Here is a 17,450-nt window from a genome sequence, read left to right as displayed (position 1 = left end):
CTCCCGAACCCGTCGTGCGACCGATCGTACGCCGGTGATCTCGATCACACCAGAGCGAATTTCCGCTCAGGAGTCCCTGGACCGCAGCAGCGCGCGGGTGCGCGCACGAGCTTCTGGGTCACGGTCGAAGACGCTGGCACCCGGCATCGAAGCACGACCGGCGATGGGCCAAAAAGTAAGTGCCCCGTACTGCCATCGGGTCGGGGGGTCAGACGGCAGTACGGAGCTATCCCGTGTATCGGCGCGGTTCTGGGGCGTGTTACAGGGTCGAAAATAAATTCCTGCGCCGGTTCTTGCGCTTGTCTAGGCCTCGAGAATCGCGGTCACACCCTGACCGCCGGCGGCGCAGATCGAGATCAGGCCGCGCACCGGTTTTCCGGTCTCCTTCTTTTTCTCGGCCAGTTGCTTGGCCAGCTGCGCGACGATGCGCCCACCGGTCGCGGCGAACGGGTGCCCGGCCGCGATCGACGACCCGTTGACGTTCAGCTTCGACCGGTCGACGGATCCCAGCGCGGCGTCGAGGCCCAGGCGCTCCTTGCAGTACTCCTCGGACTCCCACGCCTGTAGCACCGCGAGCACCACCGACGCGAACGCCTCGTGGATCTCGTAGTAGTCGAAGTCCTGCAGGGTCAGCCCGTTGCGGGCCAGCAGCGGCGGCACCGCGTACGTGCCCGCCATCAGCAGGCCGTCACGGCCGTTGACGTAATCCACCGCCGCCGTCTGCGAGTCGACGAAGTAGGCCATCGGCTCGATCGAGTGCTGTTCGGCCCACTTCTCACTGGCCAACAGCGCCACCGAGGCGCCGTCGGTCAGCGGGGTGGAGTTGCCCGCCGTCATCGTCGCGTCGCCGTTGCGGACCCCGAACACCGGCTTGAGCTTGGCCAGCTTCTCCACCGACGAATCGGGCCGCAGATTGTTGTCGCGGTAGAGGCCGAGGAACGGTGTGACGAGGTCGTCGAAGAAGCCGCGGTCGTAGGCGGCGGTCATATTGCGGTGGCTGGCGGCGGCCAACTCGTCCTGGTCGACGCGCTTGATGCCCATCTCCTTGGCGGTGACGGCGGCGTGCTCACCCATCGACATGCCGGTGCGCGGCTCGCTGTTGACCGGAATCTGGATGCCCAGCGAGGCGGGGAGCTTCCCCACGAGCTTGAGCCGGTCGACGTTCGACTTCGCCCTGCGCAGACCCAGCAGTGTCCGGCGAAGATCGTCACCGAGGGCGATCGGCGCATCCGAAGCGGTGTCGACACCGCCCGCCGCCGCGACCTCGTAGCGACCGGAGGCGATGCCGTCGGCCGCGGAGATGGTGGCCTGCAGGCCGGTGCCGCACGCCTGCTGGATGTCGAACGCCGGCGTGTACGACGACAGCGCGCTGCCGAGCACGCATTCGCGGATCAGGTTGAAGTCGCGGCTGTGTTTGAGCACGGCGCCGCCGATCACCGCGCCGAGCGTCTCCCCTTCGAGGTTGAAGCGCTCGACCAGGCCGCCCAGCGCGGCGGTGAACATGTCCTGGTTCGACGCATTGGCATACGCGCCGTCGGAGCGGGCGAAGGGAATTCTGTTGCCGCCGAGAATGGCGACGCGTCGGCGGGTATCACTAGGCATGCACCCATAGTACCCACCCTTCTTACTCTGGAGTAAGTTCGTCCTCATGGCTTCGGATCTGTACTCGCAAATCGTCCACTCGACGCCCGGATCGTTCCTCGCCAAGCAACTCGGCATCCCCCAGCCCGAGACGCTGCGCCGATACAAGCCGGGTGAGCCGCCGCTGGCGGGTTCGCTGCTGATCGGCGGCTCAGGCTCGATTGCCGGCTCAGCCGGCGGTGGCCGACTCGTCGAACCCCTGCGCACCGCGCTGGCCGAGGACTACGACGTCGTCTCCGACAACCTCGGCGGTCGCTGGGCCGACTCGTTCGGCGGGCTGGTGTACGACGCCACCGGCATCACCGAACCGAGCGGCCTCAAGGGGCTCTACGAGTTCTTCACCCCGCTGCTGCGCAACCTCGGGCCGTCGGGGCGCGTCGTCGTCATCGGCACCACCCCCGAGCAGGCGGAAAGCGAGCATGAGCGCATCGCGCAGCGCGCGCTCGAAGGGTTCACCCGATCGCTGGGCAAGGAGATGCGCCGCGGCGCGACGGTGAACCTGGTCTACCTGTCTCCCGCGGCGAAGCCGGCCGCGACGGGTCTGGAGTCGACGATGCGGTTCCTGTTGTCGGGCAAGTCGGCTTACGTCGACGGGCAGGTGTTCCGGGTCGGTCCCGACGACGCGGCGCCGCCCGCGGACTGGGACCGTCCGCTGGACGGAAAGGTCGCGATCGTGACCGGCGCCGCGCGGGGCATCGGCGCGACGATCGCCGAGGTGTTCTCCCGCGACGGGGCGAAGGTGGTGTGCATCGATGTCGAGGGTGCGGCCGAGGCGCTGGGGCAGACGGCGTCGAAGGTGGGCGGCACCGCGCTGACGCTCGACGTGACCGCCGACGACGCGGTCGACAAGATCACCGAGCACCTGCGCGAGGTGTACGACGGGCACGCCGACATCCTGGTCAACAACGCCGGCATCACCCGCGACAAGCTGCTCGCCAACATGGACGAGGGGCGCTGGGACTCCGTCGTCGCGGTGAATCTCATTGCGCCCCTTGCCCTTGCCGAGGGTCTGGTCAACAACGGAGTGCTGGGCGAGGGTGGCCGGGTGGTCGGCCTGTCGTCGATGGCCGGCATCGCGGGCAACCGCGGGCAGACGAACTACGCGGCCACCAAGGCGGGCATGATCGGGCTGACTGACAGCCTGTCGGAGGCCTACGCCGACAAGGGCATCACGGTCAACGCGGTGGCACCGGGGTTCATCGAGACGAAGATGACCGAGGCGATTCCGCTGGCCACCCGCGAGGTGGGCCGTCGGCTCAACTCGCTCTATCAGGGCGGCCAACCGGTCGACGTGGCCGAGACCATCGCCTACTTCGCGAGCCCCGCGTCCAACGCCGTCACCGGCAACACGGTGCGGGTGTGCGGCCAGGCCTGGCTGGGGGCCTGACATGAGCCAACCGTCCGGGCTGATGAACCTGGCGCGGGCGGCGGCGGGCGCGCTGCCCTTTGTGCCGCGCGGCGAGACGCTGCCCGACCGCACGCTGACCGTCGAGGACCTGAGCATCGATCCCGAGAACGTGGCGGCCTACGCCGCGGTGACGGGTCTGCAGTTCGGGGACACGGTGCCGCTGACGTATCCGTTCGCGCTGACGTTCCCGACGCTGATGTCGTTGGTCACCGGCTTCGACTTCCCTTTCGCGGCAATGGGTTCGGTGCACATCGAGAACCACATCACCCAATACCGCCCGATCGCGGTGACCGATACCGTCTCGGTGAAGGTGCACGCGGAGAATCTGCGCGAGCATCGGCGCGGCTTGCTGGTCGACATCGTGACCGAAGTCAACGTGGGCAACGAGCAGGCGTGGCACCAGGTGACGACCTTCTTGCACCAGCAGCGCACGAGCCTGTCCGACGAGCCGAAGCCGCCGCCGCAGAAGCCGCCGAAACTCGGACCGCCGAATGCGATGCTGCGTATCACCCCGGGACAGATCCGGCATTACGCCTCGGTGGGCGGCGACCACAACCCGATCCACACCAACTCGATCGCGGCCAAGCTGTTCGGTTTCCCGACCGTCATCGCGCACGGAATGTTCAGCGCGGCAGCGGTTCTGGCGAACATCGAGGGTCAGTTGCCGGACGCGGTCAAGTACTCGGTGAAGTTCGCCAAGCCGGTGGTGCTGCCCGCGAGCGCGGGCCTGTATGTCGAACGGGTGTCCGACGGCTGGGATCTGACGTTGCGCGACATGAAGAAGCGGGAACCGCATTTGTTCGGGACGGTCCGCTCGCTGTAGTCGCGGCGACACTGCCATTCGCGACAGCAGCTCCGTTCCTCAATGTCGAAACTGAGGCGTACTCAGATTGACAGTAGCTGGCGATAGTTGTGCTGGCTTGGTGGCCGGTTTCCTGTCTGGGCGGCAGAACCTCTGCTCAACCCCGCCTCGGATCTGAGATGCGTTCCGGTGGCTCCACTTTCGGGCAATAAAGCTATAGAGGACGCGGCCATCGCGTGGGTCATGGAACTTGAGCGCGCGAACGGCCGACAGCCGAAGGACACCCGCTACCGAGGCGCTCCGGCCGACATTGAGTCGCCACCCCGCCTCATCGAAGTCAAGGCGTACGGAACCACGGCCCGTGGTATGGGACTGCTTATGGAGGTGCCGCAGGTTGAGGAGGCCCGGCGCAATCCGGACTTCTACGTGTACGTCGTCGAAAACGTCCGCCAGGGCGATCCCGCGGGGTTCACGCTCAGGGTGCTGGGCGGTCCGCGGTTACAGCGGCTGCTTGAGCGGGCGAAGGAATACAGGGGCTACAGCGTCCCTTGGCCAGTCGCTGACTACGACGCAGGCCCCCTCGGCCTAGACGGCTGACTGCACCAGAGCGAGGGGCCGGGCGACCGCTTGAGTACTCATTGTCGACATCCCGCGCTGCGATTCGCGCTAGTTCGGTGATCTCACCGCAGTCTCGACGGGGTGGTCGGACGGGGTGCCCTTCAGGCCGCGCCAGAACAGGTTGATCATCAGTTCGGCGGCCTCGTCCACGCCCGCATCACCCGTGCTGACCCGCGATGCCACCGCCTCGCCGGCACCGACCAGGGCGACGGCCATCATGTCGAAGTCGGTGTCGGGCTCGGGGTTTCGGGTGCCCACGCGCAGCAGCCTGCCGACCAGGTCGATGATGCGCTCGCGGCCCTCGCGCACGGTGTGGGCGAACGCCTGCGAACTGGTGGCCTGACTGTAGAGCACCATCCACGACGCCCGGTTGGCGTCGATGTAGTTCAGGAACGCCAGAACCGCGTTGCGCAACAAGTCTTTCGGGCTCTGCTTGAAGTCGATCTGGCTGCGGACCTCGTCGACGAACCGCCCCAACTCGCGGTCCAGGCACGCCGCGAACAACTCCTCCTTGGAGCCGTAGTACAAGTACAGCATCGGCTTGGAGATCTGCGCCTCGGCGGCGATCGCGTCCATCGACGTCTCGTGGTAGCCGTTGACCGAGAAGATCTGCACTGCGGCGTCGAGCATCTGCTGTTCGCGCACCGCGCGCGGCAACCGCTTGGTCCCTCCGGCCATTCCACCAGGGTAAGCAATCGCCTGCCCGGCAGGCGTCAGCAGCGCGGGTTGGGGCCCTTCACCGCCGCCAGCCGCAGAACCGAGGCGTCGACGCTGGACATCGACAACTCACCGGCTTCCAGCGCCTTCTCCAGCCGGTCGAGCACGGCGGGCACCTCGCCGGTAGTCAGCCACAGCGCGACGTCGGCGCCGGCTTGCAGGCTACGCAGCGCCGCCTCGGCGACCCCGAACCGGTCGGTGATGGCCCGCATACCGGACAGATCATCGGTGAACACCGGGCCGTTGAACGGCTGGCCGCCGTAATTGCCCGACCGCAGCAGCGCGTAGGCCGCCGGGCTGAGGCTGGCTGGATCGCTGCCGGTCAGCCCCGGCACCTGTAGATGACCGACCATCACTCCGACCGGCGCCTGGCTGGCCAACGTCCGGTACGGCACCAGATCGGTGGTCTGCAGGTCGGCGATCGGCGGCGTGGTGACGCCGCCCGTGTGCGAGTCGCCCGAGGCGCGCCCGTGGCCGGGGAAGTGTTTGAGCACCGGCATAACACCCCCGTCGCGCAGGCCGCGGGCATACGCGCCGGCGAAATCGGTGACGACGGCCGGATCGGAGCCGAACGACCGGTCGCCGATGGCACCGCCCCCATCGACGTCGACGACCGGCGCGAAGTCGATCGTGATCCCGAGCCCGCGCATGGCCTGGCCCCGCTTCAACGCGATGTTGTACACCTCGTCGGGTGTGCTGCTGGCCGCCAGCGAGGCGGGCGACGGTTGGCTGCCGATCAGCCCCGCCAACCGCGACACCTGGCCGCCCTCCTCGTCGACGCTGACCGCGAGCGGTAGCGGGGTCGCCGATCCAGCGACCGCGGCCAGTGAGCCGTCGGAGAGCATCGACAGGTCGGTCCAGCTGCCGATGAAGATGCCGCCGACGTGGTGATTGTCGACGACTGCGCGCGCGTCGGCCGCGTTGGAGACCCCGACCATCAGCAGTTGGGCGAGCTTGTCGCGAGTCGACATCGCCGACAGCAGCGATTCTCCGGTTCCGCACGCGGGGGCGGTGGGAGCACCCGGGGCTGGAGCGTTGGGGACCGCGCTCGCCGCCTTGGTGATGGGCGCGGACACCTGAGACGGCGCGGCTTCCTGCGCCGGAGGCGAGCACGCCATCAGCAACATGGGAGCGGCGACGAGGGCACACAAAGCGCGGGGCAAGGCCATGGGCCTCGACACTAACGGCTGTCGTGGCTCAGTTCTATCTCGTGGTCGGCGTGTGCGACGAGAATCTGCGTTTCAGCTGCGGACATGGACCGCGTGCTACTTTTGCCGCATGGATCGGTTCCTCGTGCCCGCCGCCGCCAGCATCGTGGTCGGTCTGCTGTTGGGCGCGGCAGCCGTGTTCGGTGTGACGCTGATGGTGCAGCAGGACAACAAGCCTCCTCTGCAAGCGGGCGATCCGGCGTCTTCCGTGCTCAACAGGGTCGAGTACGGCGACCGCAGCTGACTCCCGGGCCGCCGCGCAGACGGCCCCGCTCTCCCGGCGCTGGTTGTGGGTGGCCGCTGCGGCGGCGCTGGTCCTGACGTTCGCCCAGTCACCCGGACAGATCTCACCCGACACCAAGCTCGACCTGACCGCCAATCCGCTGCGCTTTCTCGCCCGCGCGTTCAACCTGTGGAACAGCGAGCTGCCGTTCGGCCAGGCCCAGAACCAGGCGTACGGCTATCTGTTCCCGCACGGCACCTTCTTCCTGCTCGGTGACGTCGTCGGGCTGCCCGGGTGGGTCACCCAGCGGCTGTGGTGGGCGCTGCTGCTGGTGGTCGGGTTCTGGGGTGTGCTGCGGGTGGCCGAGGCGCTCGGCATCGGCAGCCCGACGTCACGCGTGATCGCCGCGGTGGCCTACGCGCTGTCGCCGCGGGTGCTGACCACACTCGGCGCGATCTCGTCGGAGACGGTGCCGATGATGTTGGCGCCGTGGGTGCTGCTGCCGGTCATTCTGGTCTTGCAGGGGGATGCGCGGGTACGGGTGCTGGCGATGCGGTCGGCGGTGGCGATCGCGTTGATGGGGGCGGTCAACGCGGTGGCCACGCTCACCGGCTGCCTGTGCGCGGTCATCTGGTTGGCGTGTCACCGGCCCACCAAGCTGTGGTGGCGTTTCGCGGCGTGGTGGGCGCTCGGTATCACGCTGGCGGTGCTGTGGTGGGCGGTCGCGCTGGTGCTGCTGGGCCGGGTCAGCCCGCCGTTCCTCGACTTCATCGAGTCCTCCGGCGTCACGACGCGGTGGATGTCGCTGACCGAGATGATGCGCGGCACCGACGCCTGGACGCCGTTCGTCGCGCCCAACGCGACGGCCGGCGCGTCGCTGGTGACCGGTTCGGTCGCCGTACTGGCCACCACCCTGGTCGCCGCCGCGGGGCTGGCGGGGCTGGCCTTGAAAACGATGCCCGCCCGCGGTCGGCTCATCGCCATCCTGCTGATCGGCGTCACGCTGCTCGCCGTCGGCTACTCCGGTGGTCTGGGCTCACCTGTGGCGCAGCAGGTTCAGGCATTCCTCGACGCGTCGGGGACGCCGCTGCGCAATCTGCACAAGCTCGAACCGATGCTGCGACTGCCACTGGCGTTGGGGTTGGCGCATCTGCTCGGCCGCATCCCGCTGCCGGGTAGCGCACCGCGGGCGCAGTGGACGACCGCGCTGGCGCACCCAGAACGGGACAAGCGCGTCGCGGTGGGGATCGTGGTGCTGGTCGCACTGGCGGCGGGCACGTCGCTGGCATGGACCGGACGGCTCACTCCGCCAGGTGCTTTCGATGCCATCCCGCAGTACTGGCACGACACCGCCGACTGGCTCGACGAACACAACACCGGCGGCCGCGTCCTGGTGGCGCCGGGCGCTCCCTTCGCCACCCAGGTGTGGGGCAACAGCCACGACGAACCATTGCAGGTGCTGGGCGAAAGCTTTTGGGGTGTCCGGGATTCCATCCCGCTGACCCCACCGCAGACGATCCGCGCGCTGGATTCCGTGCAGCGACTGTTCGCCGCCGGGCGTCCCTCCGCAGGGCTGGCGGACGCCCTTGCCCGCCAGGGGATTTCGTATGTCGTGGTGCGCAACGACCTGGACCCGGAGTCATCGCGGTCGGCGCGGCCGCTGCTCGTGCACCGCGCGATCGACGGCTCACCGGGCCTGGGGAAGGTCGCTGAATTCGGCGACCCGGTGGGTGCGGGCACCCTGACCGGGTTCGTCTCCGACAGCGGCCTGCGGCCGCGCTACCCCGCCGTCGAGATCTACCGCGTACACGCCGAAACGCCGGTGACGCCTTATCTCGTCGACACCGACCGCATGGCGCGCGTCGACGGCGCCCCCGAGGCGTTGCTGCGGCTCGACGAGCGCCGCCGGCTGCTCGACCGCCCACCGCTGGGCCCCATGCTCTTGACCGCCGACGCCGAACGCGCGGGCGTGCCGGCACCGTTGGTCACCGTCACCGACACCCCACTCGCGCGCGAAACCGACTACGGCCGCGTCGACGACCACTCGTCGGCGATCCGCGCGCCCGACGACCCGCGGCATACCCATAACCGGGTCATCGACTATCCCTCTCCCGGCGCCGATCTCGTCTACGGGCAGTGGAACGGTGGCCGGGTGTCGGTGTCGAGTTCAGCGGCCGATTCCACCGCGCTTCCCCACGTCGCGCCGGCGACCGGCCCAGCCGCGGCAGTCGATGCCGACCCGTCGACCAGCTGGGTCTCCAACTCGCTGCAGTCGGCGATCGGCCAGTGGATGCAGGTCGATTTCGATCACCCCGTCACCAATGCGACGATCACGGTCACGCCCAGCGCCACCGCGGTCGGTGCACAGATCCGCCGCATCGAGATATCGACGGTGAACGGCACCAGCACCCTGCGATTCGACGAGGCGGGCAAACCGCTCACCGCCGCCCTGCCGTACGGCGAGTCACCGTGGGTGCGGCTCACCGCGGTGGCCACCGACGACGGTTCACCCGGCGTGCAGTTCGGCATCACCGACCTCGCCGTCACCCAGTACGACGCGAACGGCTTCGCCCATCCCGTCAGCCTGCGCCACACCGTCGCGGTGCCCGGACCGCCCCCGGATTCGACTGTCGCGCAATGGGACCTGGGCTCGGAGTTACTGGGACGGTCAGGCTGCGCGCAGAGCCCGAACGGGGTTCGGTGCGCGTCGTTGATGGCGCTGGCACCCGAGGAGCCGGTGAACCTGAGCCGCACGCTGACGGTGCCGGCGCCGATCGCGGTGACCCCGACCGTGTGGGTGCGCGCCCGCCAGGGGCCCCAGCTGGCCGACCTCGTCAGCGCGCCCGGCGCCGCCCGGGCGCTGGGCGACGCCGATCCGATCGACGTGCTCGGTTCGGCCTACGCCGCCGCCGACGGTGACCCCGACACCGCGTGGACCGCCCCGCAGCGCGTCGTCCAACAGGGGACGCCACCCACGCTGACACTCGAACTGCCCCGGCGAAGTGAGGTCGGCGGGATACGGGTCACACCGAGTTCGGCTGAGCTACCCGCACATCCGAGCCTGCTGGCCATCGACCTCGGCGACGGTCCGCAGATCCGCCCGGTCGCCGGCGACGTGGGCGCGCAGACACTGGATCTCAAACCGAGGGTCACCGACACGGTGACGATCTCCATCCTCGAGTGGGACGACGTCATCGACCGCACGGCGCTGGGCTTCGACCAACTCAAGCCACCCGGCCTGGCCGAGGTGACGGCGCTCGACACCCGCGGTGACCCGATCGCGGCCGCCGACGCGGCGGCCAATCGGGACCGCACCATCGAAATGCCCTGTGGCGAGGGACCGGTCATCGGTGTCGCCGGTGAATTCGTGCAGACCTCGCTCACCACCAGCGTCGGCGAATTGCTCGACGGCGAACCGATCGTCGCACGCCCATGCCGAGCCCAGCCGATCCTGTTGCCCGAGGGACAGCAGGAACTGGTCATCAGCCCCGGAGCCGAGTTCATCGTCGACGGCGCTCAGCTCGCCGGACCGCGAGCCGGCGAAATACGCCCGGCGCCAACCACTCCCGCGCAGATCGGGCACTGGAGCGCAGACCGCCGCGAGGTGACGGTTGCGCCGTCGCCGTCGTCCCGGGTGCTCGTCGTGCCCGAAAGCGTCAACCCCGGCTGGGTTGCCCACGACAGCGGTGGGGCCCTGTTGACGCCGGTCACGGTGAACGGCTGGCAGCAAGGCTGGGTGCTGCCGCCCGGGGCGGCGGGACCGGTCACGCTGAGCTTCCCGACGAATGGGCTCTACCGCGCCGGCCTGATCGGTGGGCTGGCGCTGTTGCCGGTACTCGCGCTGCTGGCGTTCCTACCCATGCGCAGGCGCCCAGCACCGGTCGAGCCGGTTCCGGTGTGGCGGCCGGGCGCCGTCGTCGTCGGCACCGCAGCGCTGGCCGTCGGCGCGGCGATCTCGGGGGTGGCGGGCGTGGCAGTGGTCGGTGTAGCGCTCGGCGTCCGTTGGCTGTTACGTCACCGCGAAAAGCTCTGCGAGGCAATCACGGTGGGCGCTGCCGCCGGAGGCTTGATCCTCGCCGGTGCGGTACTGAGCCAGAACCCGTGGCGATCGGTCGACGGCTACATCGGACATTCGTGGGGTGTGCAGCTGCTGGCGTTGATCTCGGTGGCTGCCGTCGCGGCATCGACCGTGCCGATCCGGACCGAGACGCGCCTCAGCTGACCGCGATCAGGTGCTCGAGCTTGGGTTCACCGACGACGTACTTCTCGACCTCCCGCTCGGCGATCAGGTCCTGACGCGTCTGCCGGACGACGTGCTGGTGCAGGTGCTCGTACCACGACCGCACGACGAACGCCTCGACGAACGTGTTGGGGAATTCGCCGCTGCGGAACAACCGCCATTGCACGGCCCCGGTGCGCTGCCGCGAACGCCTCACCCGGTCCATCGCCGCGACGAACGCCGCCTCGTTCTCCGATGCGACCCGGTACGTCTTGAGCACCACGACCGGGCCGTCGGGTGGGGCGGGTTCGAACACCAGCGCCGGCTCCGGCCAGTGCGCCGACGGTTCGACGTCGAGGTTGCCGGTGCCCGGATGCAGTGGCCACCACAGCAGCGATACCGCGCATACGGCGAGCAGTCCGGCCGCGATCAGCAGCGCGGTCACGCTGTTGGTCGCGCCGGCCACGAGACCCCACACCAGCGAACCGATGGCCTGCCCACCCATGAACACCAGCTGGTAGACCGACAGGCCCCGCGCCCGCACCCACGCCGGGAGGCTCAGCTGCATCGACGCATTCAGGGTCGACAAGGTGAGCAACCACGACAGTCCCCCGACAATCATCGCGACGATGACCACCGCCAACACCGGGACGAGCGCCAGCACCGCGGTGGCGAGCGCGAAACCGACCGCGCCCACGGCCAGCAGCGCATTGCGCCCGAAGCGGACCTGCAGCCGGGACAGCACGGTCGCACCGCACACCGCGCCGACACCGAGCGCTCCCAACAGCATGCCGTAACCCGCGGACGACAGGTGCAGTTGCCGATCGGCTATGACGGCAAGCAACCCCCACAGCGCACTACCGGGAGCGATGAACAGCAGCGCCCGCAGCAGGATGCGCCGCACCACCGGCGAACTGCGGATGTACCGGCCGCCGGCGGTCAGCGCGGACAACGGTCGCTCGGTCGGCAGCAGCCGTTCCTCCGTCGGCCGGCGCCAGGTGAACAGCACGACCACGATGCCGACGAACGACACCGCGTTCAACGCGAACACCATCGTCGGCCCCGACAGTGCCACCAGCACACCCGCGATCGCGGGCCCGATCGCCCTCGCGGTGTTCAAGGCCAGGCTGGTCAGCGCCGCGGCGGCGGGAATCTGTTCGCGCGGAACGAGTTCGGGCTGGATGGCTTGCCACGCCGGGGCCGTCAGCGCCTGCCCACAACCGATGAGGAACAGCAGGATGAGCAGCACCGCCGGCGTCGTCAGCCCGACTCCGGTCAAGATCGCCAGGATCGCGACACCGGCCGCCATCGCCGACTGCGTGGCGATCAACAGGCGTCGCCGGTCGGTCAGATCGGCCACCACACCGGAGGGCAGGGCCAACAGCATCACCGGCAGCGTCGTCGCGGTCTGCACCAGGGGCACCAGCACCGCGGCACCGGGATCGTCGACCAGCATCCACTGGGCGCCGACCGTCTGCATCCAGGTACCGAGGTTCGACACGAGCTGCGCGATCCACAATGCCCGGTACATCGGCGAACGCAGCGGCGCCCACGCCGACGGTGCGGCGCGGACACCGGACGATGCCGCCATACGGTTGGCCTTTCGCTACGAATTAGGTTTCAAGTACCCGATTGGTCGACCGCTATCTCGTAGCATCGGCCGCGTGCCGGAACTGAACACCGCTCGTGGACCGATCGACACCGCAGACCTGGGCGTCACGCTCATGCACGAACACGTCTTCATCCAGTCCCTCGACATCACCACCAACTATCCGGAGGTCTGGGGTGACGAGGCCCAACGGGAGGCCGACGCCGTCGTCCGCCTCAACGAATTGAAAGCCCGCGGCGTCGACAGCATCGTCGACCTGACGGTGATCGGGATGGGACGCTACATTCCGCGCATCGAGCGCATCGCCGCGCAGACCGACATCAACATCATCGTGGCGACGGGCGTCTACACCTACAACGACGTCCCGATGTTCTTCCACTTCAGCGGGCCGGAAACGCCGCTCGGCGAGCCGATGGTCGACATGTTCGTCCGCGACATCACCACCGGTATCGCGGGCACCTCTGTCAAGGCCGCAGTCCTCAAATGCGCGACCGACGAGCCGGGTCTGACACCGGGCGTCGAGCGGGTGCTGCGGGCGGTCGCCCAAGCGCACCGACAAACCGGCGTCCCGATTTCGACGCACACCCACGCCGCGACCAAGCGAGGCCTGGATCAGCAGCGGGTGTTCAGCGAGGAGGGGGTGGACCTCTCGCGCGTCGTCATCGGGCATTGCGGCGACAGCACCGATCTGGACTATCTGGAGCAGCTGATCGACAACGGGTCCTACATCGGGATGGACCGGTTCGGAGTGGACGTGTTCCTCGGGTTCGAAGAGCGGGTCGACACCGTTGCGCGGATGTGCGAGCGCGGTCACGCCGACAAGATGGTGCTGTCACACGACGCGTCCTGTTACATGGACTGGCTACCGGAAGGGCTGGCCGAGCAGACCATGCCCAATTGGCACTACCTGCACATCCACAACGACGTGATTCCGGCGCTCGAGAAGCGGGGGGTCACCGACCAGCAGCTCACGACGATGCTCGTCGACAACCCGCGGCGGATCTTCGAGACGCGGGGCGCTTACTGACATGGCCGAACTGACTCCGCCGATCAGCACGCAGGTGTCGCGGCTGGCCGCGGCCGACCCGGACGCGCCCGCAGTCACCTGCGAGCGGGTCACCCTTACCCGAGCTGAAGTCGACGCGTCGACCAACCGACTCGCCCGCGCCTACGCCGAACTTGGTGTGCGAGAAGGTGATTACGTCTCGGTGGTGCTGTCGAACTCCATCGAGTGGGTGCAGGCGGTGCTGGCGATCTGGAAGCTGGGCGCGATACCGCAGCCGCTCTCGCCGCGGCTGCCCGACGCCGAACTGAGCGGGCTGCTCGAACTGCGGCCTCGCGCCCTGGTGGTCGGTCGCGCCGATCCCGCCGGCCGGATAGCCAGCGTGCCAACGGGTTTCGTCCCGGACAAGAGCCTGTCGGATGGGCCGCTGCCGGAGAAGGTGTCGCCGGTGTTCAAGGCGATGGCGTCGGGCGGCAGCACGGGCAGGCCGAAACTCATCGAGGCTGGCATCGACAGTCGTTTCCCGCCGCTGGTCGGTTATCCGCTTGGGGCGCAGGAGGGTGACGTCAACCTGATCTCGGTGCCGACGAGCCACAACACCGGCTTCACCACGTTCGCGATCGGACTGGTGCAGGGCCATCACCTGGTGTTGATGCCGTGGTTCGAACCGCACGAGTTCCTCTGGCTGGTGACCGAGCACCGCGTGACGTTCCTGACGACGGTGCCCACGATCATGCAACGACTGCTTCCCGTATACCGGGCCGACCCCGATGCCTACGACCTGTCGTCGATCCGGCGGTTCTGGCATGTCGGCGCACCGTGTCCACCCGCGGTCAAGCGCGCCTGGATCGAGATACTGCAGCCGGAGACTGTGTGGGAGTTGTACGGCGGCACCGAATTACAGGCGCTGACGTTCATCTCAGGTAGCCAGTGGTTGACTCATCCCGGCTCGGTGGGTGTCGTCGTGGCCGGTGAGATGAAGGTCCTCGACGACGACGGCAACGAGTGCCCGCCGGGGGTGGTCGGCGAGATCTACATGCGGCCGTCGCCGGGCACCGCACCCACCTACCGATACGTCGGCGCGACGGCGAAGTCGCGCGACGGCTGGGATTCGCTGGGCGACCTCGGCTACTTCGACGAAGACGGCTTCCTCTACCTCAACGACCGTCGGGTGGACATGTTCACCGTCGGCGGCCGCAACGTCTATCCCGCCGAGATCGAGTCGGCACTGTCCGAGCATCCCGCGGTGCTGTCGTGTCTGGTGGTCGGTGTCCCCGACGACGATCTGGGCCAGGTGCCGCACGCGCTGGTGCAGGCCGACGGTCTCGACGAGGCAGCCGTCATCGCGTTCCTGTCGCATCGACTGGAGCGCTACAAACTGCCCAGAACGGTCGAGTTCACCGACAAGCCACTGCGCGACGACGCCGGCAAGGCGCGGCGGTCGGCGGTGCGTGACGAGATCATCTCGCGACGAGCCACGCAGTTGAGCTAACGCGCGACGGGTTCGGGCACGCTGGTGGTCGACGAGTCCAGCGGCGGTACCGGCCGGGCGTGGCGAAACTCCCAGCGGCGCAACGCCGTCCGGCACGGCGACTCCACGAGCGCATAGCTGACCGCTGCGATCGCGAACCCGAACACGACCGTCAGCACCAGCACCACCGGCATGTGTCCGTTGAACGCGAACTCGCCGATGACCGGAAACACCATGGCGAGCGCGGCCAGATGCCAGATGAACAACCCGTAAGACCACCGCCCCAACGTCACCATCGTCGTGCTGCCCAACAACCGATGCGGGGTGTCGGGGCGGTCGAGCACGAGCGGAGCGAGCAGCGCACCCGCGACCACTGCGCCCATCGCGATCTTGACCATGAACTGACTGACGGTGCCGGGGGTCAGGCCCTCGGGACCGGCGATCGGCGAGGCGGCGACCACGAACGCCGCGACGGCGACGACCGCCATCAGCACCCGCCGCCGGGCCAGTCGGTGCGGCCACCCGACGGGTGTGACCGTCAACTCGGCGAGCAGCATTCCCGCGGCGAACCAGGAGAAGAACGCGGGCGGCCAGTTCAGGTGGTTGACGCCCGCCGGTGTCGCGATCGGCAGCACGGCCCACCCGAGGCTGGCGATGCCCGCGGCGGCGATGACCGGAATGCGGGCGCGCACCGGGACGCGTCGCACCAGCAGCGCGAGCAGCGGCAGCGCCATGTAGAACGCGACTTCGACCGACAGGCTCCACATCTGCGTCAGGCCCGCGGTGAGGGTCAGCGGCACGTAGATCTGGGTCAGCGTGAGATTGGCCAACCACACGGTCAGGTCCGCACTGGCCTCGGGCAGCAGCGACAGGATCACCACGACGGCGACGAGATACCCGGGCATGATGCGGACGATCCGCGAGCGCAGGTAGTGGCCGGTCGGCGGGATCGGCCGCAGCCCGCGCGCGGCCGCGGCATGCCCACGCCACAACAAGAACCCGGAGAGCGCGAAGAACAGGGCCACCGCGAGATCGAACCGCCCGAACAGCCGTCCGGTGACCCCGCCGGTGTGGCCGGTCTGGAATGCGACGTGGGTGACGACGACGCCGACCGCGGCGCAGGCGCGCATGCCCTCCACAGCAGGCAGGAACCCGCGGGTTCCGCCCACCTGCTCGTCACGAGTCTCGCCGCCCACGGGAATCAGTGTGCCGGGCGGAGCCAACCCCGCTGACCATGGGTCCTCGGATGGGTCTGGACTAAACGACGACCTTAATTTGTGCTGTTAGGGTCAGACGGGTTTCTGCGGGCATACCGCAGGTGAAGGAGGCACGGTTTGAACCGCGCAGTGGCGCTGCGGATTGCAGCATGCGGGATCTTGGGGCTGGGTGCCGCCCTGTTGATCGCCGCGCTGTTGCTGTCCACCTACACCCACAGCAAGATCGCCAAGATCCCGCTGGACCTCGATGCCACGCTGATCAGCGACGGCAGCGGCATGGCCTTCGACCCGGGATCGCTGAACGGCGAACGGTTCGTCGTCGACCGGGACGTGCCGATGGTCCAACAGCAGCAGCTCTCGGTGGAGTCCCCGTCGAACGCCGATGTGGTGACGCTTCAGGTGGGTTCGACCTTGCGCCGCACCGACAGACAGCAGGACACGGGTTTGCTGTTGGCACTGGTCGACACCGTGACCGTCAACCGCAGCACCGCCGAAGCGGTGTCCAGCGAGAGCAACCCCGGCGGAGCGGTGCAGAAACCGCGCGCCATGGAGGATGACAAGCCTCCGACCAACATCGCGCTGCCGCACGAGGGCCTGGCCTACCGGTTCCCGTTCGACACCGAGAAGAAGACCTACTCCGTTTTCGACCCGATCGCGCAGAAGGCGTTCGACGCCAACTACGACGGTGAAGAAGACGTCAACGGCATGACCACCTACCGGTTCACCCAGAACGTCGGTTATGACTCCGACGGCAAGCTCGTCGAGCCGGTGAAATACGCGTCGCTCTACGAGGACGACGCCGACAGCGAGGTCACGGCCCGCGCGGCGATGTGGGGCGTGCCCGGTGAGCCCGATGAGCCGATCACGATGTCGCGGTATTACGCCGCGCAGCGCACCTTCTGGGTCGACCCGGTGTCCGGAACGATCGTCAAGAAGGACGAGCACGGCTACCACTACTACGCGCGCGAGCCGCTCAAGCCCGAAGTGACGTTCGTCGACTTCAAGATCACGTTCAACGAGGAGACCGTCGAGTCCCAGGTCGCCAGCGCGGGCGACGAGCGGGACCGCGTCGCGCTGTGGGGCCGAATCCTGCCGATCACCTTCACCGCGATGGGGCTGGTGCTGTTGGTCGGCGGCGCGCTGCTCGGCTCGTTCAGCCTGCGCGCGGAGTCCGCCGAGGCCGATCCGGGTCTCGACGAGGCCGACCACGGATTCTTCGACACGCAGGGGATCAAGGTCCCGGGAGCCGAAGCCAAGACCGAGAAGATCCCGACATCTCGACCGACCGACCTGCCCCCGGACAGACCGGTCTGA

The 17,450-nt window shown here is 68.4% G+C and carries 13 protein-coding genes; 8 read left to right on the top strand and 5 right to left on the bottom strand.

The genetic code is table 11. From position 1 onward, the window contains the following. Positions 1-303: 303 nt before the first annotated feature. Positions 304-1,602, bottom strand: coding sequence for an acetyl-CoA C-acetyltransferase (locus tag AU193_RS10695; RefSeq protein ID WP_064422346.1), 1,299 nt, complete (start codon positions 1,600-1,602; stop codon positions 304-306). Positions 1,603-1,648: 46 nt separating this feature from the next. On the opposite strand from AU193_RS10695, the gene AU193_RS10690 reads away from it, so the two are divergent. From AU193_RS10690 to AU193_RS10680, 3 genes are all read left to right on the top strand, one after another. After that, positions 1,649-3,028, top strand: coding sequence for a 3-oxoacyl-ACP reductase (locus tag AU193_RS10690; protein ID WP_064422345.1), 1,380 nt, complete (start codon positions 1,649-1,651; stop codon positions 3,026-3,028). Position 3,029: 1 nt separating this feature from the next. Beyond that, positions 3,030-3,872, top strand: a complete 843-nt coding sequence (locus AU193_RS10685; protein ID WP_064422344.1) for a MaoC/PaaZ C-terminal domain-containing protein — start codon at positions 3,030-3,032, stop codon at positions 3,870-3,872. A 168-nt stretch (positions 3,873-4,040) separates the two neighbouring features. Beyond that, positions 4,041-4,448 carry a DUF3883 domain-containing protein gene (locus AU193_RS10680; protein ID WP_064422343.1) on the top strand — a complete coding sequence of 136 codons (408 nt, stop codon included), beginning with the start codon at positions 4,041-4,043 and terminating at the stop codon, positions 4,446-4,448. A gap of 69 nt (positions 4,449-4,517) precedes the next feature. Here AU193_RS10680 and AU193_RS10675 read toward each other — a convergent pair whose 3' ends face one another. Beyond that, a complete protein-coding gene (locus AU193_RS10675) occupies positions 4,518-5,147 on the bottom strand; it encodes a TetR/AcrR family transcriptional regulator (RefSeq protein WP_064422342.1) in 630 nt (209 codons plus the stop codon). Between the two features lie 35 nt (positions 5,148-5,182). Continuing rightward, the gene (locus AU193_RS10670; protein ID WP_172798270.1) at positions 5,183-6,355 is read right to left on the bottom strand and encodes a glycoside hydrolase family 3 N-terminal domain-containing protein; all 1,173 of its coding nucleotides are present in this window, start codon (positions 6,353-6,355) and stop codon (positions 5,183-5,185) included. Between the two features lie 109 nt (positions 6,356-6,464). On the opposite strand from AU193_RS10670, the gene AU193_RS22815 reads away from it, so the two are divergent. After that, complete coding sequence (locus tag AU193_RS22815; protein ID WP_066810839.1) at positions 6,465-6,638, top strand: DUF2613 domain-containing protein; 174 nt, start codon at positions 6,465-6,467, stop codon at positions 6,636-6,638. Between the two features lie 49 nt (positions 6,639-6,687). Continuing rightward, positions 6,688-10,839 (top strand): DUF3367 domain-containing protein, encoded by a 4,152-nt coding sequence (locus AU193_RS10665; RefSeq protein ID WP_064422340.1) that lies wholly within the window; start codon positions 6,688-6,690, stop codon positions 10,837-10,839. Here the strand turns inward: AU193_RS10665 and AU193_RS10660 are convergent. Continuing rightward, positions 10,832-12,427 (bottom strand): MFS transporter, encoded by a 1,596-nt coding sequence (locus AU193_RS10660; RefSeq protein ID WP_064422339.1) that lies wholly within the window; start codon positions 12,425-12,427, stop codon positions 10,832-10,834. The genes AU193_RS10665 and AU193_RS10660 overlap by 8 nt on opposite strands. Before the next feature lie 73 nt (positions 12,428-12,500). On the opposite strand from AU193_RS10660, the gene AU193_RS10655 reads away from it, so the two are divergent. Together AU193_RS10655 and AU193_RS10650 are read left to right on the top strand one after the other, a co-directional pair. Continuing rightward, positions 12,501-13,472, top strand: coding sequence for a phosphotriesterase (locus tag AU193_RS10655; RefSeq protein WP_064422338.1), 972 nt, complete (start codon positions 12,501-12,503; stop codon positions 13,470-13,472). A 1-nt stretch (position 13,473) separates the two neighbouring features. Next, positions 13,474-14,940 carry an AMP-binding protein gene (locus AU193_RS10650; RefSeq protein WP_064422337.1) on the top strand — a complete coding sequence of 489 codons (1,467 nt, stop codon included), beginning with the start codon at positions 13,474-13,476 and terminating at the stop codon, positions 14,938-14,940. Here AU193_RS10650 and AU193_RS10645 read toward each other — a convergent pair. Further along, complete coding sequence (locus AU193_RS10645; RefSeq protein ID WP_064422363.1) at positions 14,937-16,049, bottom strand: acyltransferase; 1,113 nt, start codon at positions 16,047-16,049, stop codon at positions 14,937-14,939. The genes AU193_RS10650 and AU193_RS10645 overlap by 4 nt on opposite strands. Before the next feature lie 204 nt (positions 16,050-16,253). On the opposite strand from AU193_RS10645, the gene AU193_RS10640 reads away from it, so the two are divergent. After that, the gene (locus tag AU193_RS10640) at positions 16,254-17,450 is read left to right on the top strand and encodes a DUF3068 domain-containing protein (RefSeq protein ID WP_064422336.1); all 1,197 of its coding nucleotides are present in this window, start codon (positions 16,254-16,256) and stop codon (positions 17,448-17,450) included.

This window comes from Mycobacterium sp. GA-1285, assembly GCF_001499905.1.
In the GTDB taxonomy this organism is placed as follows: domain Bacteria; phylum Actinomycetota; class Actinomycetes; order Mycobacteriales; family Mycobacteriaceae; genus Mycobacterium.
Note: the sequence above shows the minus strand (reverse complement) of the source record. Positions and strands in the feature narration are given on the sequence as shown.